Source organism: Nocardia sp. 149-1B (assembly GCF_057747975.1).
The window spans coordinates 493,118-514,382 of record NZ_CM173233.1; the positions used below are offsets into that span (position 1 = coordinate 493,118).

At 71.9% G+C, this 21,265-nt stretch carries 20 protein-coding genes and 1 pseudogene; 11 read left to right on the forward strand and 10 right to left on the reverse strand.

The window, feature by feature from the left end; translation table 11 throughout:
• The first annotated feature begins 52 nt into the window (after positions 1-52).
• Positions 53-3,055 (forward strand): hypothetical protein, encoded by a 3,003-nt coding sequence (locus AC3ANS_RS02325; RefSeq protein ID WP_488294560.1) that lies wholly within the window; start codon positions 53-55, stop codon positions 3,053-3,055.
• A gap of 13 nt (positions 3,056-3,068) precedes the next feature.
• Positions 3,069-4,340 (forward strand): protealysin inhibitor emfourin, encoded by a 1,272-nt coding sequence (locus AC3ANS_RS02330; protein ID WP_488294561.1) that lies wholly within the window; start codon positions 3,069-3,071, stop codon positions 4,338-4,340.
• Between the two features lie 99 nt (positions 4,341-4,439).
• Here AC3ANS_RS02330 and AC3ANS_RS02335 read toward each other — a convergent pair whose 3' ends face one another.
• Complete coding sequence (locus AC3ANS_RS02335; RefSeq protein WP_488294562.1) at positions 4,440-5,129, reverse strand: aspartate/glutamate racemase family protein; 690 nt, start codon at positions 5,127-5,129, stop codon at positions 4,440-4,442.
• Positions 5,130-5,156: 27 nt separating this feature from the next.
• Between AC3ANS_RS02335 and AC3ANS_RS02340 the strand changes: the two genes are divergently transcribed.
• Both AC3ANS_RS02340 and AC3ANS_RS02345 read left to right on the forward strand, forming a co-directional pair.
• Positions 5,157-5,780, forward strand: coding sequence for a DUF6318 family protein (locus AC3ANS_RS02340; RefSeq protein WP_488294563.1), 624 nt, complete (start codon positions 5,157-5,159; stop codon positions 5,778-5,780).
• Entirely contained in the window at positions 5,765-6,565 is an 801-nt protein-coding gene (locus AC3ANS_RS02345; protein WP_488294564.1) for a hypothetical protein, read from the forward strand. Before AC3ANS_RS02340 ends, AC3ANS_RS02345 begins: the two co-directional genes overlap by 16 nt.
• 137 nt (positions 6,566-6,702) lie before the next feature.
• Here the strand turns inward: AC3ANS_RS02345 and AC3ANS_RS02350 are convergent, their stop codons facing one another.
• Positions 6,703-7,449: an SDR family NAD(P)-dependent oxidoreductase gene (locus AC3ANS_RS02350; protein ID WP_488294565.1), complete on the reverse strand. Its 747-nt coding sequence runs from the start codon at positions 7,447-7,449 to the stop codon at positions 6,703-6,705.
• Between the two features lie 65 nt (positions 7,450-7,514).
• Between AC3ANS_RS02350 and AC3ANS_RS02355 the strand changes: the two genes are divergently transcribed.
• The 3 genes and pseudogenes from AC3ANS_RS02355 to AC3ANS_RS02365 all read left to right on the forward strand — a co-directional run bounded on the left by AC3ANS_RS02355 (position 7,515) and on the right by AC3ANS_RS02365 (position 9,791).
• Complete coding sequence (locus AC3ANS_RS02355; protein WP_488294566.1) at positions 7,515-7,919, forward strand: hypothetical protein; 405 nt, start codon at positions 7,515-7,517, stop codon at positions 7,917-7,919.
• Between the two features lie 106 nt (positions 7,920-8,025).
• Positions 8,026-9,240, forward strand: a pseudogene (gene mshA / locus AC3ANS_RS02360) (D-inositol-3-phosphate glycosyltransferase); the annotation flags it as partial.
• Positions 9,241-9,263: 23 nt separating this feature from the next.
• Positions 9,264-9,791, forward strand: a complete 528-nt coding sequence (locus AC3ANS_RS02365; protein ID WP_488294567.1) for a type III secretion system chaperone family protein — start codon at positions 9,264-9,266, stop codon at positions 9,789-9,791.
• A 102-nt stretch (positions 9,792-9,893) separates the two neighbouring features.
• On the opposite strand, the gene AC3ANS_RS02370 is transcribed toward AC3ANS_RS02365, so the two are convergent.
• The 3 genes from AC3ANS_RS02370 to AC3ANS_RS02380 all read right to left on the reverse strand — a co-directional run bounded on the left by AC3ANS_RS02370 (position 9,894) and on the right by AC3ANS_RS02380 (position 13,027).
• Entirely contained in the window at positions 9,894-10,247 is a 354-nt protein-coding gene (locus tag AC3ANS_RS02370; RefSeq protein WP_488294568.1) for a DUF1304 domain-containing protein, read from the reverse strand.
• A 113-nt stretch (positions 10,248-10,360) separates the two neighbouring features.
• Entirely contained in the window at positions 10,361-12,034 is a 1,674-nt protein-coding gene (locus AC3ANS_RS02375; RefSeq protein ID WP_488294569.1) for an ABC1 kinase family protein, read from the reverse strand.
• Positions 12,035-12,079: 45 nt separating this feature from the next.
• On the reverse strand, positions 12,080-13,027 hold the full coding sequence (locus tag AC3ANS_RS02380; protein ID WP_488294570.1) for a DMT family transporter: 948 nt from the start codon (positions 13,025-13,027) through the stop codon (positions 12,080-12,082).
• Between the two features lie 104 nt (positions 13,028-13,131).
• Here AC3ANS_RS02380 and AC3ANS_RS02385 point away from each other — a divergent pair, with 104 nt between their 5' ends.
• Together AC3ANS_RS02385 and AC3ANS_RS02390 are read left to right on the forward strand one after the other, a co-directional pair.
• On the forward strand, positions 13,132-14,286 hold the full coding sequence (locus AC3ANS_RS02385; protein WP_488294571.1) for a hypothetical protein: 1,155 nt from the start codon (positions 13,132-13,134) through the stop codon (positions 14,284-14,286).
• A 19-nt stretch (positions 14,287-14,305) separates the two neighbouring features.
• A complete protein-coding gene (locus AC3ANS_RS02390) occupies positions 14,306-14,926 on the forward strand; it encodes a maleylpyruvate isomerase N-terminal domain-containing protein (RefSeq protein WP_488294572.1) in 621 nt (206 codons plus the stop codon).
• Between the two features lie 665 nt (positions 14,927-15,591).
• On the opposite strand, the gene AC3ANS_RS02395 is transcribed toward AC3ANS_RS02390, so the two are convergent.
• Positions 15,592-16,269: a response regulator transcription factor gene (locus tag AC3ANS_RS02395; RefSeq protein WP_284533172.1), complete on the reverse strand. Its 678-nt coding sequence runs from the start codon at positions 16,267-16,269 to the stop codon at positions 15,592-15,594.
• The gene (locus AC3ANS_RS02400) at positions 16,266-17,420 is read right to left on the reverse strand and encodes a sensor histidine kinase (protein WP_488294573.1); all 1,155 of its coding nucleotides are present in this window, start codon (positions 17,418-17,420) and stop codon (positions 16,266-16,268) included. The genes AC3ANS_RS02395 and AC3ANS_RS02400 overlap by 4 nt, the downstream gene beginning before the upstream one ends.
• Before the next feature lie 120 nt (positions 17,421-17,540).
• Between AC3ANS_RS02400 and phoU the strand changes: the two genes are divergently transcribed.
• Positions 17,541-18,194, forward strand: a complete 654-nt coding sequence (gene phoU / locus AC3ANS_RS02405; protein ID WP_488294574.1) for a phosphate signaling complex protein PhoU — start codon at positions 17,541-17,543, stop codon at positions 18,192-18,194.
• 117 nt (positions 18,195-18,311) lie between these two features.
• Here the strand turns inward: phoU and AC3ANS_RS02410 are convergent, their stop codons facing one another.
• From AC3ANS_RS02410 to AC3ANS_RS02420, 3 genes are all read right to left on the reverse strand, one after another.
• Positions 18,312-19,052: a phosphoglyceromutase gene (locus tag AC3ANS_RS02410; protein WP_488294575.1), complete on the reverse strand. Its 741-nt coding sequence runs from the start codon at positions 19,050-19,052 to the stop codon at positions 18,312-18,314.
• 27 nt (positions 19,053-19,079) lie between these two features.
• Positions 19,080-19,622 (reverse strand): hypothetical protein, encoded by a 543-nt coding sequence (locus tag AC3ANS_RS02415; protein WP_488294576.1) that lies wholly within the window; start codon positions 19,620-19,622, stop codon positions 19,080-19,082.
• 110 nt (positions 19,623-19,732) lie between these two features.
• Positions 19,733-20,569, reverse strand: coding sequence for a UbiA prenyltransferase family protein (locus AC3ANS_RS02420; protein WP_488294577.1), 837 nt, complete (start codon positions 20,567-20,569; stop codon positions 19,733-19,735).
• A 210-nt stretch (positions 20,570-20,779) separates the two neighbouring features.
• On the opposite strand from AC3ANS_RS02420, the gene AC3ANS_RS02425 reads away from it, so the two are divergent.
• Positions 20,780-21,265, forward strand: coding sequence for a CarD family transcriptional regulator (locus AC3ANS_RS02425; protein ID WP_011757466.1), 486 nt, complete (start codon positions 20,780-20,782; stop codon positions 21,263-21,265).

The window sequence follows — 21,265 nt, forward strand, 5'->3', positions numbered from 1 at the left end:
TCCGCTCGTGGCGAGGGGCCGTCGCGAGCGCGCTCCCGCATAGGGTCGGGGTGTGCGCGGCTACGCCCCCCTGGGCCGCATCGTCGGCCTGGCCATGATCGTCGCGGGGCTCGGGTCCGCGTCCTTGGCGACCGCCGAGACGGCGTACGCCGCGACCGCGGACAGCCCGACCGCGATCGGCGTGAGCTCCAGCGGCACGTCGTACGTCGGGTTCGCGACCGGCGGCGTCCTGCAGCGGATCTCGGTCAGCGGCAAGGCCAGGCCCGGCATCGCGCTCGACCAGGACGAGGCCGTCGACGGCGTCTTCGTCACCGCGGGCGACGACATCTGGGTCGACTACGAGAGCGGCATGTCGCTGCTCAGCTCGGCCGGGCGGCTGATCGCCCACTACGACCACCAGCCGGTGCGCGAGTGCGACGCGAGCGCGCCCCCGCAACGCTACGGCGGCATCACCGTCAACAGCGGCCGCATCTACGTCGCCAACCGGTGTGACGACAGCGTCTCGGTCTATGCCCGCAACGGCGACCTCGAGGCGACCGTCGACCTGCCCGGCGCCGACTTCCCGCGCGGCATCACCTACGGCGTCGCGCAGGCCGGCCGGCCGGCGATGTTGTACGTCGCGGTGCCCGACCGCGGCCAGGTCCTCGGCTACAAGGCCTCCTCGCTGCGGAGCTCCTCCAAGCCGGCGCAGACGTTCACGCTGCCGCGGCCCGGCGGCGGCAGCCGGCCCGAGCCCGGCGGCATCGCCGTCGACAAGTGGGGCCAGCTGGTCGTGACCGACATGGCCAACAACGCGGTCTACCTGGCCGACACCAACCACGACTTCTCGCTCTACCGCACGCTCGGGCACCCGCCCCGGGCCGGCCGTGAGGCCGGGCGGCTCAGCAACCCGACCGCGCTCGCCCAGCACGACCAGGACGGCGGCTCGCTCTCCGGTGACCTGTTCATCGCCGACACCGGCAACGGCCGGGCGCAGCGGTGGAACACCAGCGGCTACACCTACTGGGCCAAGGACGTCCGGCCCGGGGCCGGCGGCAACGGTGGCGGCGACGGTGGCGGCGACGGCGACGCTCCCTCCAACACCTCCCCTCCCGTGGTCAGCGGGACCGGCCAAGTGGGCGCCCAGCTGACCTGCTCGACCGGGTCCTGGTCGGGCTCGCCGTCGACGTGGGAGCGCGCCTGGCTGCGCAACGGCGGCGTCATCGGCGGAGCCACCGGCTCGTCGTACCTCCTGACCACGGCGGACGCCGGCACCCAGATCGGCTGCCGGGTGCGTGCCACGAACGACGCGGGGACGAGCGACTGGGCCTACAGCGACCCGGTGACGGTGGCCGGTTCCGGTGGGGGCGGCGCGCCGACGAACCTGTCGCCTCCGGTGGTCTCCGGCACGCCGGCCGTCGGCCAGACCCTGACCTGCAGCACCGGCAGCTGGTCGGGCGGCGGCGGCGGAGGCCCGCTCGGCAGCGGCAGCGGCGCCGCCACCACCTACGCCTACCAGTGGCGCCGTGACGGCGGCCTGATCTCCGGCGCCACGGGCGCGACGTACCTGGTGTCGGCTGCCGACAGCGGGTCGGCGCTGACCTGCGTGGTGACCGCGAGCAACAGTGCGGGCAGCGCCCAGCAGGCCTCGGCCGCCGTCGTCATCGGGGCCGCCGGGCCCGTGAACCTCACCGCCCCGGCAGTCCTCGGCACGCTCGGTGTCGGCCAGACCCTGACCTGTGGCGCGGGCACCTGGTCGGGCAACCCGTTCGGCTACGCCTACCAGTGGCGGCGCGACGGCGGCGTGATCGCCGGAGCCACGGGCGCGACGTACCTCGTGAGTGCCGCCGACACCGGCCGGACGCTGTCGTGCACCGTGACCGCCTCCAACGCGGCCGGCAGCTCGCAGCAGACGTCCGCGGCCGTCTCGATCCCCGGAACCCCCAGCTCCGGCCCGGTGAACCTGTCGCTGCCCACGATCACCGGGAGCCCCGTGGTCGGCCAGACACTCGGCTGCGGCGTCGGCAGCTGGGCGGGCAGTCCCTACGCCTACAGCTACCTCTGGCGTCGTGACGGCATCGCGATCGCGGGCGCCGTCGGAGCGACGTACGCCGTGGTCGCCGCCGACGCCGGTCACGCACTGACCTGCCTGGTGACCGCGAGCAACGCCGCCGGCAACGCCGCTCAGGCCTCGGCACCGGTGAGCGTGAGCACCGACGGGCCGGCCAACCTCGTGGCGCCGATCGTCTCCGGGGCGGCCAGCCCCGGCGAGGTCCTCACCTGCCTGCCGGGCGCCTGGTCGGGCTCGGGGCTCGGCTACGCCTACGTGTGGAAGCGCAACGGCACCGCGATCGCGCTGGCCACCTGGCCGGCGTACACCGTGCTCTCCGAGGACGTCGGTGCCTCGCTGACCTGCACGGTGGTCGCGACGAACGCCCAGGGGAGCGCGCAGGCGGTCTCGGCCGCGACCTCCATCGCAGGCCCGTCCGGGCATGCGCCCACCAACATCACCGCGCCCGTCGTGACCGGCACGGCGGCCACCGGCCAGACCCTCACCTGCGACCCCGGCACCTGGTCGGGCATCCCGGAGCTGGTGACGACCTACCGGTGGCAGCGCAACGGCAAGGACGTGGCCGGCGCCGCGAGCGCGACGTACGACGTGGTCGCCGCCGACGCGGGCGCCAGCCTGCGGTGCCTCGTGGTCGTCGCCAACGGCTACGGCAAGGGCGCCGTGGCCTCGCCCGGGGTCACGGTCGCCGGCGGTGGGGGCGGCGGGGGCGGTGCGAGTGCCTGCCTCGGTGCGATCGGCGTGACGGTCAACGCGGGCGCGACCCGGGTCACCGACCCCGGCGTGCTCCTCGGCGTGGCTGCGCCTAGCGGCGTCACGACCGTGACGATCTCCAACGACCTCGACTTCACCACCTCGGTGACGATGCCGGTGACGCCGTCGTGCACCTACGCCTGGACGTTGCGGTCCACGCCGGGCGTCTCGGCGATGTCGTCGGTGTTCGTGCGGTTCGGGTCCAGCCCGATGGTGTTCGGCTACAGCGTGCTGGTGGACCGCACCGCGGGGTGACACCCTGGAGGGCATGACGTGCCGCTTCGTGCCGCCGTACCTCCTGCGCCTGGTCGCGCCCGAGAGCCTGCTCGTCGACGAGCAGCTCCGCAGCGCCCGCACGACCCCCCTCGGCGAGCGACGATCGGTCCTCCCGGCCGGCGGTCCTCCGTGGACGGTGCACACCGCGGGCAACTCCACGACCCTGCCCGGCCGCGCGGTCCGGTCGGCCGGGGCGCCCGAGGCCGGTGACCCGGCGGTCGACGAGGCGGCCACCGGCATCACGGGGGTGCTCGCGCTGTTCGAGGAGGTCTACGGGCGGTCGTCGTACGACGGTGAGGGTGCGCCGGTCAGCCTCACCGTGCACTACGGCCGTGACTACGACAACGCGTTCTGGGACGGCACCCAGCTGGTGTTCGGCGACGGCGACGGGAAGGTGTTCGGGCGGTTCACCCGGCCGGTGGACGTGCTCGGGCACGAGCTCACGCACGCGGTCACCGAGCACACCGCGGGGCTGCGCTACCAGGGGCAGTCGGGGGCGCTGAACGAGTCGGTGTCCGACGTGTTCGCGGCCTGTCTCAAGCAGCGGCTGCTCGGCCAGACCGCCGCCGAGGCCGACTGGCTGATCGGGGAGGGGATCTTCGTCCCCGGCGTGCACGCGCGGGCGCTGCGCGACATGGCCGCGCCCGGTACGGCGTACGACGACCCCGCGCTGGGCCGCGACCCGCAGGTCGGCCAGATGAGCGACTACGTCGACACCGCCGACGACAACGGTGGGGTGCACCTCAACTCAGGCATCCCCAACCGGGCCTTCCAGCTCGCCGCCACGGCGATCGGCGGCTCGACGTGGGACGGCGCGGGACGGGTCTGGTACGCCGCCCTCACCGGTGGGGCGGTCGGGCCGGACACCGACTTCGCGGGGTTCGCCGCGGCGACGGTCGCGGCCGCCGGCGCCCACGCCGAGGCCGTGCGGTCCGCCTGGGACCAGGTGGGTGTGTCGGGGACGGCTGGTCGCCCGGGATCCGCGGAGGGCACGGGCGGGTCCCGGCGGGTGAGGGTGCGGCGTACCGGCGGCTTCGCGGGCCTGCGGGCCTCCGGCGAGCTCGATCTCGACGGCGCCGACCCACGGGTGCCCGAGGTGGCCTCGCTCGTCGACCGGGTCGACCTGGCTGCGGTGCGCTCCGGAGACCCCCACCCGGACCGCTATGTGTACTCGTTCGACCTCTGTGGCTCCTGCGGCGACGTGCCCGAGCAGCACCTCACCCCCGAGCTCGCCCGGCTGGTGGAGCTGGTGCTGGAGCAGTGATCCCCTGCGGCGATGGGTCTCGACACGCCGGTCGCGACTTCGTGCCTCAGTCGCGCGGCTCGCTCGACCACCAACGACGGAGCCGCTGACGCGCCTCCGTCAGGCCAGGGCGCGGTCGAGCGCGGCGGCCACGTGCAGCGTGGTGCAGGGGAACACCGGGATGTCGGCGTCGGCCTGGTGCACCAGCAGCTCGAGCTCGGTGCAGCCGAGGATCACCCCGCCCGCGCCGGCGTCCCACAGCTCGTCGATGAGCTCGACGACCGCACGCCGCGAGGTGTCGAGCACCTTGCCGTGCACCAGCTCGTCGTAGATGACCCGGTTGAGCATCTCGTGGTGCTTCGGGTCGGGGACGTGGACGGCCAGCCCGTGGGCGGCGACCCGGTCGGTGAAGAAGGACCGGGACATCGCGAACGTCGTCCCGAGGAACCCGACCGAGTCCAGCCGCTCCGCCTTGCACGCGTCGGCGACGACGTCGGCGAGGTGCAGCAGCGGAATGTCGACGGCGTCGGCCACCTGGTCGGCCACCCGGTGGAACGTCGTCGTGCACAGCACCAGGAAGTCCGCCCCGGCCGCCTCCACCCCGCGGGCGGCCCCGGCCAGGATCTCCGCGACGTCGTCCCAGCGCTCCTGCTCCTGCAGGGCGGTGACCTCGGCGAAGTCCACCGACGCCAGCACGGTCTTGGCCGAGGACAGCCCGCCGACCCGCTTCTCGACGCCCTGGTTGAGTGCCTCGTAGTAGGCGGCGCTGCTCTCCCAGCTCATGCCGCCGACGAGTCCGATCGTCTGCATGGGCCGATCCTGTCAGACTCTCCACAGATGGCGGTACGCCGGTTTCACATCCGTCGTCCGCGGGGAATGATCGTGTCCGTGAACCGGTCTCGGACGGCCCTCACCACATCGGTGCTCGCGTCGGTGCTCGCGCTCGGCGCGTGCTCCGGCAGTGACCCCCAGCCCAAGTTCGCCGACCCCACCCCGTCGGTGCCGACCTCGCCGTCGACTACTCCCGTGTCGGGCCCGGTCGAGCCCACGATGCCGGCCGCTGCGCAAGGCACCGATGCGGCCTCAGCTGAGGCGTTCGTGAAGTTCTACTGGGAGATGGTCAACTACGCCCAGGCGACGGGGGACGTGGAGGGATTGAGGGACATCTCGTCATCGAAGTGCGTCGCCTGCCAGGGTGGCATCGATGGCCTTAAGAACGTGTTCACGGCTCATGGGGTGATCTCCGGCGGAACGGGACGGGTCTCGGGCGTCGAGGTTGGGTTCATCAAGAATGGCGGTACGGAGGCGATCGTCGAGTTCGCTCTCTCTACGACCCGACAAGTGGTCGATTACCCGGGGACGAAGGATGATCGCGTCTTCCCAGCCGGTCGCAGTCACATGCGCGCTGTCATCAGGTCCGCGCACGGCGGCTGGACGATGACCTATTGGAGCAAGAAGTGATCCGGCTCCCGGCCACTGCGGCCGCGGCTCTGCTTGCCCTGACAGCCGCTTCAACGGTGGCCTCTGCGGACCCAGTCGCGCCGGCGGATACGGCCTTCACCGTCTCTGGTCAGGAGGCACTGGACGGCAGTTCGCAATCTGCGTCGGATTCCTCTCCGGCAGCGGAGATACCGGGCTCCTGGCACCAGCAGGTGAAGTGTGAACTTGGCGGCCTGGAAACCTGTGCGGAGCCGGCGACCTGCGACGACGGCACGGTGATGGTCTACACGTGGTTCCAGACTCCAGATGGCAACATGCTCGACCTCCGCAGCAACTGTCCGGAGGATGCGGTGGCGGCTCCGCCGGTGGTGACGCCGGGGTTGGTGTTGGCGGCGTTTCGGCGGGTTCCGTTGCCGGCGTCGGAGTTGGTGGTGCAGCCGCCGGGTGGGCGGACCCTGGTGAACTTCGAGACGAACTTCTACACCGAGCAGGGTGGGTTCACGCGGGTGGTGCACCTGTTGGGGCAGCGGGTGCAGCTGCGGATCTGGCCGGAGTCGTTTGTGTGGTGTTATGGGGATGGGACCTCGGAGCAGACGAGCTCGGCGGGGTCGGCGTATCCGGATCTGGAGATCACGCACCGATACGTGTCCAAGGGGCGGGTGGCAGTGAGTGTGGACACGACGTATGCGGCGGACTTCCGGGTCGGGGCCGGTGGGTGGCGGCATGTGGACGGAACGGTGACGATCCCGGGTGCGGCGGAGCCGTTGCGGGTGGTGACCGCGCGGCCGGTGCTCGTGGGGGGCTGAGGCGGCCACCGGGCGGGGCGGTTCGGGGCGGCATGCCGGAGGTCACGACTGGATCGAGCAGAGGGAGCCGAACTGCCCCGAGCTGTGGCCTGTGGACACCGCGGAGTCGCGTCGAAGGCGACACGCCAGACGCGGGCTCAGCCCTGGCGGTGGATCTTGTGCTGGGCGGCCTGGGCGCGGGGCTTGATGACCAGCTCGTCGATGTTGACGTGCGCCGGGCGGGTGACCATCCAGCCGATGGCGTCGGCGACGTCCTCGGCGCTGAGCGGCTCGGCGACGCCGGCGTACACCGCGTCGGCCCGGGCCTGGTCACCGCCGAAGCGCACCAGCGCGAACTCGTCGGTCTTGACCATCCCGGGCGCGATCTCCATCACGCGCACCGGCTGGTCCCACAGCTCCAGCCGCAGCGTCTCGGTGACGACCTGGGTGCCGTGCTTGGCCGCGGTGTAGCCCCCGCCGCCCTCATAGGCGATCCGGCCCGCGGTCGAGCCGACGTTGAGGATCGCTCCGGCGCCGCTGGCGACCAGGGCGGGCAGCAGCGCGCGGGTGACCTGCATCAGGCCGATCACGTTGACCTCGTACATGTGGCGCCAGTCCTCGGTGTCCGCCGCCGCGACCGGGGCGGATCCGAACGCGCCGCCGGCGTTGTTGACGAGTACGTCGAGGCGCTCGCCGACCACGTCGGCAAGCGCGGCCACGGACGCCTGGGAGGTCACGTCGCACTCGACCGGCGTACCCCCGATCTCGGCGGCGAGGGCCTCGATCCGGTCGCGTCGACGGGCGGCGCAGAACACGTGGAATCCCTCCGCGGCCAGGCGGCGGGCGGTGGCGGCACCGATGCCGCTGCTGGCTCCGGTGACGACGGCGGTGCGAGAACTGGTCACCGGGCCATTGTGGTGGACGATCCCGCCGCGATGGCACACTGGCCTGTCGTCGGAAGGGGTCAGGCATGCGTGTGCCTGCTGCAGTAGCCGGGGCGCTCGGGGGCCTGTGCTGGCTGGCGGCGTACGTCGCCGACCGGGTCGACGCCGGCGGCGCGCTCGTCGACGCCCTCACCTGGGCGGGGGTGGCGCTGCTGACGATCGCCGTCCTGAGCGCCGGCGCCAGCCTGGTGAGCCGCAGCGCGACCTGGCTTCGAGTGCTGGTGTCGGTGTGCTTCGCGATCCTCGTGGGATCGGTGCTCCAGATGGTGCGCGTCGGCGGCAACGCGGTGGCGGTGGACGCGGTCTTCGGGGCGCTGATGCTGGTCGTGTCGCTCGTGGCGCTGGCACGTGGCGGCCGTCGTACGGACTCGGTCGAGCCGAGCCACTCGGCCCCTCCGGCGCGGCGCAACCGCGGCTCGCATGCCCGGTGACCGCTCCGGGCACCTGCTGAGGGGAATCAAACCGGGCCGGTGAGTGTTCACCCCGGTTGGACCCGACGAGCAAGAGGTGGCTGTGGAACCGATCCGGCGTGTGGCGATGGTCAGCCTGCACACCTCGCCCCTCGACCAGCCCGGCACCGGCGACGCCGGTGGGATGAACGTCTACGTGATCGAGCTGTCCAAGCGGCTGGCCGCGCAGGGCATCGCGGTCGACATCTTCACGCGCGCCACCAGCTCGTCCCTCGCCCCCGTGGTCGAGGCCTCTGACGGCGTCACGGTGCGGCACATCCACGCCGGCCCGTTCGAGGGGCTCACGAAGGCCGAGCTGCCCGGTCAGCTCTGTGTGTTCGCCCGCGAGGTGCTGCGAGCCGAGGCCGCCCAGCCGGTCGGGCACTACGACGTCGTGCACTCCCACTACTGGCTCTCCGGGCAGGTCGGCGCCCTGGCTCGCGACCGGTGGGGCGTGCCGCTGGTGCACTCGATGCACACGATGGCGAAGGTCAAGAACGACGCCCTCGCCGAGGGCGACACCCCCGAGCCCGCCGCCCGGATCATCGGTGAGGAGCAGGTCGTCGAGGCCGCCGACATGTTGGTGGCCAACACCGACCTCGAGGCCAAGCAGCTGATCAACCTGTACGACGCCGACCCGGGCCGGGTCGAGGTCGTCCACCCCGGTGTCGACCTGGAGCTGTTCCGGCCCGCGGACCAGGCCGCGGCGCGGACCGGTCTCGGTCTGCCGGTGGACGCGTCGGTGCTGCTGTTCGCCGGACGGATCCAGCCGCTGAAGGCCCCCGACGTGCTGCTGCGGGCGGTCGCCGAGCTGCTCGCCCAGGCCCCGCACCTGCGGTCACGACTGGTCGTCCCGATCGTCGGCGGCCCCTCGGGCAGCGGCCTCGACCACCCCGAGTCTCTGGCCCAGCTGGCCGGGGAGCTCGGGCTCGACGGGCCCGACGGCGTGGTCCGGTTCGTGCCCCCGGTGTCCCAGCAGGAGCTGGCGCGGTGGTGCGCGGCCGCGACCCTGGTGGCGGTGCCGTCGTACAACGAGTCCTTCGGGCTGGTCGCCGCCGAGGCCCAGGCCACCGGCACCCCGGTCGTCGCCGCGGCGGTGGGCGGGCTGACGACCGTGGTCCGCGACGGCCGCAGCGGGCTGCTCGTCGACGGCCACGAACCGGGGGCCTGGGCGCGGGCCCTGCGCAGCGTCGTCGAGGACGACGCGTTGCGTGCCCGCCTGGCGCGGGGGGCCCTCGAGCAGGCCCAGCTGTTCTCGTGGGAGCACACCGCGAAGCAGACGCTCGAGGTCTACGAGCGGGCCCGCGTCGCGATCCGGGAGACGGTGTGAGCCCAAGCGACGGACTGGACCCCCGACAGGCCGTCCGCGACTACCTCGCGGCCAACGACCTCGAGGCCGAGGAGGTCTCCGAGGGCGTCTTCTCGTTCTCGCTGCCCGGGGAGAAGAAGCTGCAGACCGCCGTACGCCTCGACGTCGGCACCCACGCGCTCGGCGTGCACGCGTTCGTGTGCCGCAACCCCGACGAGAACCACGAGGGCGTCTACCGCTGGCTGCTGCAGCGCAACCTGCGGATGTACGGCGTCTCCTTCGCGCTCGACCGGTTGGGCGACATCTACCTCGACGGCCGGCTCCCGCTGAGCGCGGTCACCGCCGAGGAGCTGGACCGGCTGCTCGGGTCGGTGCTCACCTACGCCGACGAGTCGTTCAACACGATCCTCGAGCTCGGGTTCGGCTCCTCGATCCGCAAGGAGTGGGAGTGGCGCACGCTGCGCGGGGAGCCCACCCACAACCTCGAGGCGTTCCGCGGCTGGCTGGAGTCCGACGACGATCCCCCCACCCACGTCGAGTCGTGACAACTGATCGTTGAGTCGGTGGTTCTGACGATCGAGTCGGGGGTGCGGACAGCTCCAGACCTCACGACTCGACGTACGGAGCTCCCGGATCGACGCCAGGCGTCACCAGGCGGTCAGGACCGCGACCAGGGCGAGGAGCGCGGGAACGGCCTGCACCAGCAGGATCCGCATGCTGACCGTCACCGCTCCGAACACTCCTGCGACGATGACGCAGGCGAGGAAGAAGACCCCGAGGTCCAGTCGCTGCGCGATCGCCGCCCAGCCGAGGCCGGCGACCAGGAAGCCGTTGTAGAGCCCCTGGTTGGCCGCGAGCGTCTTCGTCGCCTCGGCGAACTCGGCCTCCAGGCCGAACGCCTGGCGACCCGCGGGCTTGGTCCACAGGACCATCTCGAGCACCAGGAAGTACAGGTGCAGCGCGGCGACCAGGGCCACCAGCACGGTCGCGACGACATCCATGCAGCTCAGCATGGCAGGTTGTGCAGGCTCGTGCCGGCGGCGAGATCGTCGGTGACACGTCGAGTCGGAAGTCCCGACTCAACCGTCAGAACTCACGACTCGACGTGGTCGGATCAGCTGCCCGGGTCCTGGCGTCGCTCCCGGGCCACCCGCCGGTCGGTGAGCAGCACCCACACGGCGAGCGCGACACCGCCGAGCACGGCGAACACGAAGAACGCCATCGCGACCGTGGGATAGCCGAGCACCCGGTGGTCGGTCTGCACCCGCATCATCAGGGCAGCGCCCAGCACGGTCGCGGCGATCACGATGCCCAGCGTGAGCCGGTTCGCGACCCGGTGCAGCACGGTGTGCAGCCGCTCCTCGTCGATGGCGTGCACCCGGATGCTCAGCTCGCCCTCGGCGAGCGCGTCGAGGATGCGGTTGCCGCGTCGCGGCAGGTTCGCGGTGAACTCCTTGGCCTCCAGGGCCGCGCTCATCACCCCGGCTGCGCTGATCGAGAGTCCGCTGCGCAGCAGGGTCGCCAGGCTGTCGCGCACCGCGGCCGCGGGGTCGAAGTCGGGGTCGAGGTGCAGCGTCGTGTGGTCGAGGTTCAGCAGCGCCTTGCCGACCATCGACATCTCGGCCGGGGGACGCAGCCCGTGCCGGCCCGAGACCTGGCTCAGCTGTACCAGCGTCGAGCCGGCCTGTACGTCGGGTCCGGCGCTGGTCGCCTCGGAGACCAGGTGGCCCACGTCGGAGCGGAACGCCGCCGCGTCGAAGTCCGGCAGCGGGTGCCCGAGCCCCGCGAGCACGGCAGCCGCCTCGTCGCCGTCACCGTCCCCGAGCGCCACCAGCAGCTTGATGACCTGGTCGCGCAGCCGCGGCGCGATCGAGGTCACCATGCCGAGGTCGAGCAGCGCGAGCCGTCCGTCGTCGGTGATCAACACGTTGCCCGGGTGAGGGTCCGCGTGCAGGAAGCCGTGCCGCAGCATCGCGTCGAGGTAGCAGTTGAACAGCTGCTCCACCATCGGCCGGGCGTCGAGGTCGAGCAGCCCCAACGGCCCCACGTCGGTCACCTTGCGGCCGTCGACGCGGTCCATCGTCAGCACGCGCGAGGTGGAGAGCTCCGGCACAGGCGCCGGGACCAGGAGCAGGTCGTACTCCGCGGTGAGCTCGTGGAAGCGCTGCAGGTTGCGCGCCTCGCGGCGGTAGTCCAGCTCGCCGCTGAGCGAGCGCCGGAACTGCGCCAGCAACCGCTCGAACCCGAAGTGCCGTCCGACGTCGGTGTGCCGGTCCGCGAGCCCGGCCAGCCGGGCGAGCGTCTCCATGTCCTCACGCGCCTGGTCGCGGATGCCCGGCCGCTGCACCTTGACCGCGACCTCCCGCCCGTTGCGCAGCGTCGCGAAGTGCACCTGGCCCAGCGACGCCGCCCCGACCGGCTCCCGGTCGAAGGAGCCGAACAGGTCCTTCACGTCGCCGCCCAGCTCGGCCTCCACCACCTCCCGCACGGTCTCGAAGTCGACCGGCTCCGCGTCGTCCTGGAGCCGGCTCAGCGCCGTGGTGTACGCCGGGGGCAGGAGGTCGAACCGGGTGGAGAGGAGCTGGCCGAGCTTGATGAACGTCGGCCCGAGCTCCTCCAGGTCGGCGGCGAACCGCTCCGCGAGCTCCTCGTCGCCCTCGGGTGCGTCGTCGTCGCGGGGGAACCCGTCGAACCCCAGCCCCGTCAGGAGGTCGGTACGCCGGTGCCGGACCAGCAGCCGCGCCAGCGCCGTGTAGCGCGCCACCGGGCCCTGCGTGGAGGAGCTCATGGCCGGTCGTTCCCGATCGGGGGCATCTCGATGCCCGGCCGGCGGTCAGGCCGGCGGTGAGACCTCCTCAGCGATCGTGCGCGGCTTGCGTCGCGCGACCGCCACGCCCACCAGCGCGAGCGCCCCGCCGACGTACGCCATCGCGGCCGGCGTCTCGTCGAGGAACACCAGGCCCATCACGATCGTGATCGGCGGGACCAGGTAGGTCGTGACGCCCAGGCTGCTCGCGGACATGTGGCGCAGGGCGAACGCGTAGGTGGTGAACGCGATCGCGGTCGGGAACGCGCCGAGGTAGGCCACCCACAGCAGCGAGGAGGTGGGCGCGTCGCCGGCCTCGTCGATGAGCTGGCCGAGGAACGGCAGGCAGGCGATCGCCCCGACGGTGCATGCCAGCCAGGTGACGTGGATCGCGGGCAGCCGGGCGACCAGCGGCTTCTGCAGGATCAGGCTGATGGAGTAGACGACGGCGGCCAACAGGCACAGCAGCACGCCGACGACGTCGTTGCCGCCGCCCTCGGAGCTCGCGAGGCTGATCAGGCCGACGCCGCCGAACGCGAGCGCCAGGCCGACGCCGAGGTAGAGCGTGAACCGCTCGCTGAGGAACGCCGCGGCCAGGAACGCGATCAGCACCGGGGAGACCTGGATCAGCATCGCGGCCGTGCCGGCGTCGATGCGGTGCTCGCCCTCGTTGAGGGCGACGTTGTAGACCCCGAACCACAGCACGCCGATCGCGACGATCGAGGCCCACTCCCGGCCGGTCGGCCGGGGGAGCCCGCGACTGAGCGCCACGACGCCCAGGCAGAGCGCACCGACCAGCAGCCGGCCCAGGGAGAGCGCGCCGGGGGAGAAGTCATGTCCGAGGTGACGGATCGCGACGAACGCCGAGGCCCAGAAGACCAGCGTGACGGCCACGGCCGTCACCGGTAGCCAGGGCGCGGGCGCGCCGGCCCCCGGGGTCGCGGCGGGGGCGGTCGGTGTCGTCGTGCTCGTCACCGGATCAGCCTAGGGACGGCCGCCGACATCGGACACGCGGTTTTCCGACGGGAATCTGCGATATCCGGCCACGCACCACCGCCACGCCACTAGGGTCCCGATCCATGTCACGTCCTCGCGCTGCGGCGCTCACCGCACTCGCTCTCGGGATGGCCATGATGCCGTTCGTCGGCACCTCGACAGCGACCGCCGACGAGGGGACGGTGACGATCAGCGGCACGGCGTACGAGTTCAACACCGTGAAGAACCTGTTGGGCGGCGCGGTCGTGCACGTCCTGGAGGACCCGTCGCTCACCACCACGGTCGCCGACGACGGTACCTACACCCTTGACGTCCCCGACGGCGCCCAGGTGACGCCGTACATCACCAAGGACGGCTACGGCACGATCTACCTGCAGACCTTCACCACCGACGGCCAGGACCTGGTCAACGTCAACTTCCAGACGCCGACCCTGCAGGTGATGGGCCTGCTCGCGCTGGTGCTCGGGATCGACAAGAACGACGCGGGCTATCCCGCGCAGTGCGTGGTCGTCAGCACGGTGAGCACAAAGCAGGTCCGCGGGGTGAGCTACCAGGACTTCATCAGCTGGGGAGCGCACGGGGTCGCGGGCGTGACCGCGTCGATCTCCCCGCAGGCCGGCACGCAGACGTACTTCAACGAGAACGTGATCCCCGACAAGTCCGTGACCGAGACGTCCAAGGACGGCGGGGTCGCGTGGACCGAGCTGCCGCCGGGCGCCTACACGCTGACGGCGCACGGGGCCGGCTCCAGCTGGCCCGACGTGCACGTGAACTGCGCCGACGGCCGCATCGTGAACGCGAACCCGCCGTGGGGCCTCAACCAGCAGGCCACGACCGTCCCGACCAAGGTCAAGCCCACCTGGACGCCGCGGAAGGGCCACGCGCCGCGGCTGACCGGTCTGACCGTGGGCAAGGTGCCGTTCCAGACGCTGCCGGAGTACGCCGCCGCGCACGGCTCGACCATCGACTACCGCGGCCTGGTCACGGTCTCCTGTGGCGGCGCCGGCTGCTTCGATCCGGTGACCACGCACGGCAGCCTGACCAAGCCGGTCGACCTGATGACCCTGCTGGGCTCGGCGGCCAAGCAGCTCAAGCCCGGACGGACGCTCACCGTGACCCTCGCCGTACCCGGCTACGACACCCGCGTCGACTCGTGGCGGATCAAGTCCCGGGGCACCCCCGTCCGGACCACCCAGTGCATCCCGCTGGGGTCGAGCGTGCCGCAGGCGAGCTGCTGATCGCGAGACCATCGGCCCCATGACACTGCTCGGTGAGGTGTACGGCGCGATCACGTCGGCGGTCTCGGACGTCGACGAGAGTGGCTTCCGGCGCCCGACGCGCGCGGCGGCGTGGGACCTGCGGGAGCTGCTCTACCACCAGCTGCTCGACGCCCAGCGCGCGCTGATCGCGCTGGCCTCGCCGACGTCGGCCCCGGCCGACGTGGACGAGGTGACGTACTGGCACCCGTGGCGGCCCTCAGAAGGCGACGGTGGTGCCGCGCACGCGGCGTTCGTGGTGCGCGCGGCGGCGGCGTTCGAGGACCCCGCCGGGCTCGTCGACTGGTGGCGGTCCACGTCGGGCGCCGTCGTGCGGGCGGTGTCGTCCGCCGCGCCCGAGCAGCGGGTCGAGACCCAGGGCCACGTGATCAGCGTCGCCGACCTGGCCTCGACCCTGGTCGTGGAGGCCACCGTGCACCTGCTCGACCTCACGCTGGAGGTCCCCGGCGCCCCGCCGGACGCCGCGCTCGCCCACACCCGCCGGGTGCTCGAGGGCCTGTACGGTGGCCCGCTGCCCGAGGGACCCGACGACGCCGAGGCGATCCTGCGCGCCACCGGCCGGCTGCCGTCCGCGGAGCCGGCGTACCCGCTCCTGGGGTGAGGCGTGTGCGTCCTCGAGGTCGATCATCCACCGCCGGCCCGGGACCGACCCGGCGGGCGGTGACGTGTCCACCCCGACGGCCCGCCCCGAGGTGGATCGTCCACCGCTGGCCCGGGACCGACCCGGCGGGCGGTGAGGTGTCCACCCCGACGGTCCGCCTCGAGGTGGATCGTCCACCTCCGGTCCGGGACCGACCCGGCGGGCGGTGACGTGTCCACCCCGACGGCCCGCCCCGAGGTGGATCGTCCACCGCTGGTCCGGGACCGGCCCGGCGGGCGGTGACGTGTCCACCCCGACGGTCCCCGATGGGTGGGGCGTGACGTGTCCACCCCGACGGTCCCCGATGGGTGGGGCGTGGCCTCCACCCCGGGAGCTACCGGCGCGCGCGACGTGTGATCGCTGCGCGATCAGACGTCAGATCTCGACACGTCCGTCGCCGCTTCGTGCCTCAGCGGCGGTCCTGCTCGATCCGCCGGCCCACACCCGCCGCGCTCGTTCCTCGCGCGTCGCTGGGCCGTCGGCGCGCGCGACGTCAGATCTCGCACGTCCGTCGCCGCTTCGTGCCTCAGCGGCGGTCCTGCTCGATCCGCCGGCCCACACCCGCCGCGCTCGTTCCTCGCGCGTCGCTGGGCCGTCGGCTCGCGCGACGTCTGATCGCTGCGCGATCAGACGTCGAGCTTGTAGCCCAGTCCGCGGACGGTGACGAGGTACTTCGGCTCGCCCGGGTCGGGCTCGATCTTGGCGCGCAGCCGCTTGACGTGCACGTCGAGGGTCTTGGTGTCGCCGACGTAGTCGGAGCCCCAGACCCGGTCGATCAGCTGGCCGCGGGTGAGCACGCGGCCGGGGTTGCGCAGGAACATCTCCAGGAGCTCGAACTCCTTGAGCGGCAGCCGCTGGGCCTGGCCGTCGACGGTCACCACGTGCCGCTCGACGTCCATCCGCACCGGGCCGGCCTCGAGGGTCGGGGGCGCGAGGTCGGGCTCCTGGCCGCGCCGCAGCACGGCCCGGATGCGGGCGACGAGCTCGCGGGGCGAGTACGGCTTGGTGACGTAGTCGTCGGCACCGAGCTCGAGGCCGACGACCTTGTCGACCTCGTCGTCCTTGGCGCTCACCATGATCACCGGGACGCTGGAGGTCTGCCGGATCTGGCGGCACACCTCGGTGCCGGGCAGGCCGGGCAGCATCAGGTCGAGCAGCACGATGTCCGCGCCGTTGCGGTCGAACTCGGTGAGGGCGTCGTTGCCGTTCGCGGCGATCGCGACCTCGTAGCCCTCCTTGCGCAGCATGTACGCGAGAGCATCGCTGTAGCTCTCTTCATCCTCGACGACGAGTACGCGGGTCAACGACCTGCCTCCTGGTTCCAGTTGGTCGAACGGGCCGAGAAGTAACGGGGGAGGGTCAGGGTGAACGTAGACCCCTGGCCCTCAACGGACCACACGCGGACCTCACCGCCGTGGGTGGCCGCGACGTGCTTGACGATCGACAGCCCGAGGCCGGTGCCGCCGGTGGACCGGTGCCGCGCCGGGTCGACGCGGTAGAAGCGCTCGAAGATCCGGTCGATCTCGCCGGCGGGGATGCCGATGCCCTGGTCGACGACCGAGATCTCGATCATGTCGTCGTCGGCCTTGGTCGACACCAGCACCGTGGCGTCGCAGTCGGAGTACGACACCGCGTTGGCCACCAGGTTGGCGACCGCGGCGGTGACCTGCTCCTCGCTGCCGAAGACCTGCAGCTGGGGGGTGCCGCCCGTGACGATCGAGATCCGCTTGGAGTCGGCGTCGATCGCGCTGGTGTCGACGGCGATCCTGATGACCTCGTCGAGGTCGACCGGCATCGGCTGCTCGAGCGGCTCGTCGCCCTGCAGGCGCGAGAGCTCGATGACCTGCTGCACCAGGCGGGAGAGCCGGTCGCTCTCGGTGAGCATCCGCTGCGAGAAGCGCTTGATCGCCTCGGGGTCCTCGGCGGCGTCGTGGACGGCCTCGGCCAGCAGCCGGATCGCCCCGACGGGCGTCTTGAGCTCGTGGCTGACGTTCGCGACGAAGTCGCGGCGTACGGCCTCGACGCGCCGCTCGCGGGTGCGGTCCTCCACCAGGGCCAGCACCATCCGGGAGCCGAGTGGCGCGACTCGGGCGGTGACGTGGCGCGCGGGCAACCCGGGCCGGCTCATCAGGAGCTCGGTCTCACGGATCTGGCCGTCGCGCCGGACCTGGTGCACGAGGTCGGCGAGGTCGGTGGACAGCAGCGAGGTGCCGCGCACCAGGCCCATCGCGTACGCCGGCGCGGAGGCCTTCAAGACGACGTCGGCGTCGTCGACGACGACCGCGCTGCTGCGCAGGACCGAGAGCACCGCGGCGACCCCCACGGGGACCACCGGCTCCTCGATCGGCTGGTTGTGGTGCTGCTGACGGTCGCTGAGGCTCCACGCCAGCACCGCGCCGCCGGCGACGACGGCTCCGATGAGCGCGGCGAGGAACGCCTGCGTCGTCGCATCCACCCCTGAATCGTACGAGCCATTTCACCGTGAGTTCGCCCCACGGAGCCGCGGCTTCGCGATATTCACCCCTCGTTCACGTACCGGCCCCAGCCGGTCACCTGGTCCACCTAGGCTGGTCGCATGCGAGAGGCCTTCCACGAACAGCTCGACGGCATGTTCGCCGACCTGGCGAGCATCTGCGAGAACGTCGAGACCGCCGTCCGCCTGGCGACCGAGGCGCTGCTCTCAGGCGACGCCACGATCGCCGAGGGTGTGATCAGCGCCGACGCCGAGATCGACCGGGCCCGCGAGCGGGTCGAGGACTCCGCGTTCCTGCTGCTCTCCCTGCAGCAGCCGGTCGCCAGCGACCTGCGCACGGTCGTCGCCGCGCTGCGGATGGTCAGCGAGCTGGAGCGGATGGGCGACCTGTCGGTGCACGTCGCCAAGATCGCGCGGCTCCGGGTGCCCCACCTCGCCGTACCCGCCGACGTCTCGCCGACGATCGAGCGGATGGCCCACGTGGCCGAGGACATGGTCCGCCGGGTCTCGAAGATCATCACCGACCGTGACGTCGACGAGGCGCTCGCGCTGGTTCGTGAGGACGAGGAGATGGACAAGCTGCGGCGCAGCACGTTCGCCGACATGCTCTCCGCGGACTGGAGCCACGGGGTCGAGGCGGCCGTCGACATCGCGTTGCTGGGCCGCTACTACGAGCGGATCGCCGACCACGCCGTCTCGGTCGCCAACCGTGTCGTGTTCGTCGTCACCGGCGAGAATCCTCGGGCTTCCGCCTAGCAGGCTTCGCCTGCGGAAGCCCTGGGAGCTCACTCCGCGGCACCCGAGCACCTGAGCACCTGAGGTGAATGTCGAAGGGCCCCGGATCCGTTGGATCCGGGGCCCTTCGACGTCGTTCTAGCGGCCCTGGTTGGCCACCGCGGCGGCGGCTGCCGCGGCAGCCTCGGGGTCGAGGTAGCGGCTGGGGCCGGTGGGGCGGAAGTCGTCGTCGAGCTCGTAGACGAGCGGCATGCCGGTGGGGATGTTCAGGCCGGCGATGTCCTCGTCGCTGATCCCGTCGAGGTGCTTGACCAGCGCCCGGAGGCTGTTGCCGTGGGCGGCGATCAGCACGGTGTGACCGGCCTGGAGGTCGGGGATGATGTCGGACTGCCAGTACGGCAGGAACCGGGCGATGACGTCCTTGAGGCACTCGGTGTGCGGCATCTCGTCACCGAGGCCGGCGTACTGCGGCAGCCCGAACTGCGAGAACTTGCTGTCCTCCTCGATCGGCGGCGGCGGGACGTCGAAGGAGCGGCGCCAGAGCATGAACTGCTCCTCGCCGTAGGCCTCGAGCGTCTCCTTCTTGTTCTTGCCCTGGAGCGCGCCGTAGTGGCGCTCGTTGAGGCGCCAGGACCGGCGCACCGGGATCCAGTGGCGGTCGGCGGCGTCGAGGGCCAGGCACGCGGTGTTGATCGCGCGGCGCTGGACCGAGGTGTGCACCACGTCGGGGAGCACGCCGGCCTCGCGCATCAGCTCACCACCGTGGACCGCCTCCGCGCGGCCCTTGTCGGTGAGGTTGACGTCGACCCAGCCCGTGAAGAGGTTCTTCGCATTCCACTCGCTCTCACCGTGGCGGAGCAGGATGAGCGTGTGGGTCATGTGAAGTTCTCCTTGGCTGTGTCTGGATCAGTGTTCTGAGGTGACCGGGGGCTCGGCGTCGCAGTTGTACGCGTCGCTCGAGGAGCCGGCGGACTGGGTGGGGGCGAGGCCCTCGAACTCGTTGCAGGGGGGTACGACGGGGACCGACATGTCGACGGTCTCGCCGTCGTCGAGGCCGATGGTCACCGACACGACCGAGCCCGGGCCGAAGTCGCCCTTCAGCGTGATCGGGCCCTCGGTCGCCAGGTTGACCAGCTGCCCGGCGGGCACCTCGATCGGGCTGAAGCCGTCGGCGGTGAGGGTCGTCCCGTCGCCACCGGCCAGCGACTCGACGCTCACGGCCTGGTCGCTGAGGTTGTTGGCGAACGACGCCACGAACGCGCCCTCACCCTCGTGGTCGGCGACGACGACGGCGTTGAGCACGTCGACCTTCGCGTCCCGGGCGTTGATGCCGGCGGTCGGGGTGTAGACCCGGTCGGTCGCGTAGTCGAACCCGCACGAGGTCAGGGTCGCGGCAATCAGGAGAGCACCGACGGAGGAGAGCAGTCGGGCAGAGGGGCGAAGCTGCATCTTCTAGGCCTTCACGGGTCTACGGCGGGGTGCGTGGCACAGCCTAGCGGTCGCGCCGGGGGCTCGGACCACGCCCCAGTCGGTGTGCTCAGCCTGTGGGCTCGGCGGCCTCAGCGGGTCAGGCCGACGCTGTTCCCGACGACCAGGAGGCCCGCGACGGTGAGCACCGTCCAGCCCAGCGCGAGCACCAGCAGCCGGGTGGCCCCGATCTTCAGGGCGATGCGCAGCGCCACGTGGCGGTGACCGTCCTCGTGGTCGGCCACCAGCCCCGGCAGCGCGCACAGCACGTGCACCCCGACGCCCAGCGCGGCCGCGAGCGCCACCATCGCCGGCTGCGGCGGGTCACCCGCGGCCCCACCGCCCCAGCCGCCGTAGGAGAGGAACGCCGGGTAGCCGGCGTACGCCACCGCCCAGGGCACCCAGGAGAGCCAGCCCCGGCGCAGCACCACGTTGCCGACCAGGCCGACCGCGACCGTGGCGAGATAGACGCTGCCGGCCGTCACTCCGTTGGAGATCGCCAGCGGCACCAGCAGCAGCACGGCGCAGATCAGCGCGAACCAACCCGTCCCCGGGTCGAGCAGGCCGTCCCCGACCGGCTTGCCGCTCGGCGCCCGCCGTTCATCACGCGGCCGGTCGACGAGGTCGTTGTGCCAGCCCAGCACCGCCTGGCCGACGAGCACCGTCGCGAGCACGAGACCGACCTCGCGCCCCGGCCGGCCGCTCAGCGCGGCGGCCATCGCGAGCCCGGCCGCCGTCAGGAGTGCCTGCCGTGGGTGCGCCGAGCGCAGCAGGAGCACCGGCAGGCTGTGCGCGACCGTACGGCGGCGTTCGGCCCGCCGTGCGGGTGCCGGCTCGGGTGCCGGCTCGGGTGCCGGCTCCGCTACGGGTGCAGCCTCGGCGGTCGGGGCGGCCCCGCGGCGCACGCGGTGACGGAGGGTCGGCGACATACCCCGCAGTATCGGTCAGAGGTCGCCCGGCGGCGGACATTCGCTGTCCTGGGTGGGTCCCGGCCGGGTCCTGGCCGGGTCCTGGGTGGCCCTGCCATCACACCAAAAGCCGTCTGTCAACCCCCGATTGTGCCCCTGACCTGCGCAAACGACTCGGAGACCTTTCTCAGCCCGTGTTAAGATAGGGGCCTAGGAAGGGGTACCTGACATATGACTTTCACCGTCGGCGAAACGGTTGTTTACCCGAATCACGGAGCCGCAGTCATCGAGGACATCGAGATGCGGAAGATCAAGGGAGAGGACCGGCAGTACCTCGTACTCCGTATCGTCGCCCAGCAGGACCTGGTGGTCCGTGTGCCCGCCTGCAACCTCGATCTCGTCGGGGTCCGCGACGTCGTCGACAAGGAGGGCCTCGACCGTGTGTTCGACGTCCTCCGTGCTGCGCACGTCGAGGAGCCGACCAACTGGTCGCGTCGCTACAAGGCCAACCTGGAGAAGCTGCACAGCGGCGACGTCATGAAGGTCGCCGAGGTCGTGCGTGACCTGTGGCGCCGCGAGCGTGACCGCGGCCTGTCCGCCGGTGAGAAGCGGATGCTGGCCAAGGCTCGCCAGATCCTCGTCTCGGAGCTCGCGCTGGCCGAGCACACCAACGAGGACAAGGCCGAGGCCCTCCTCGACGAGGTGCTCGCTTCCTGA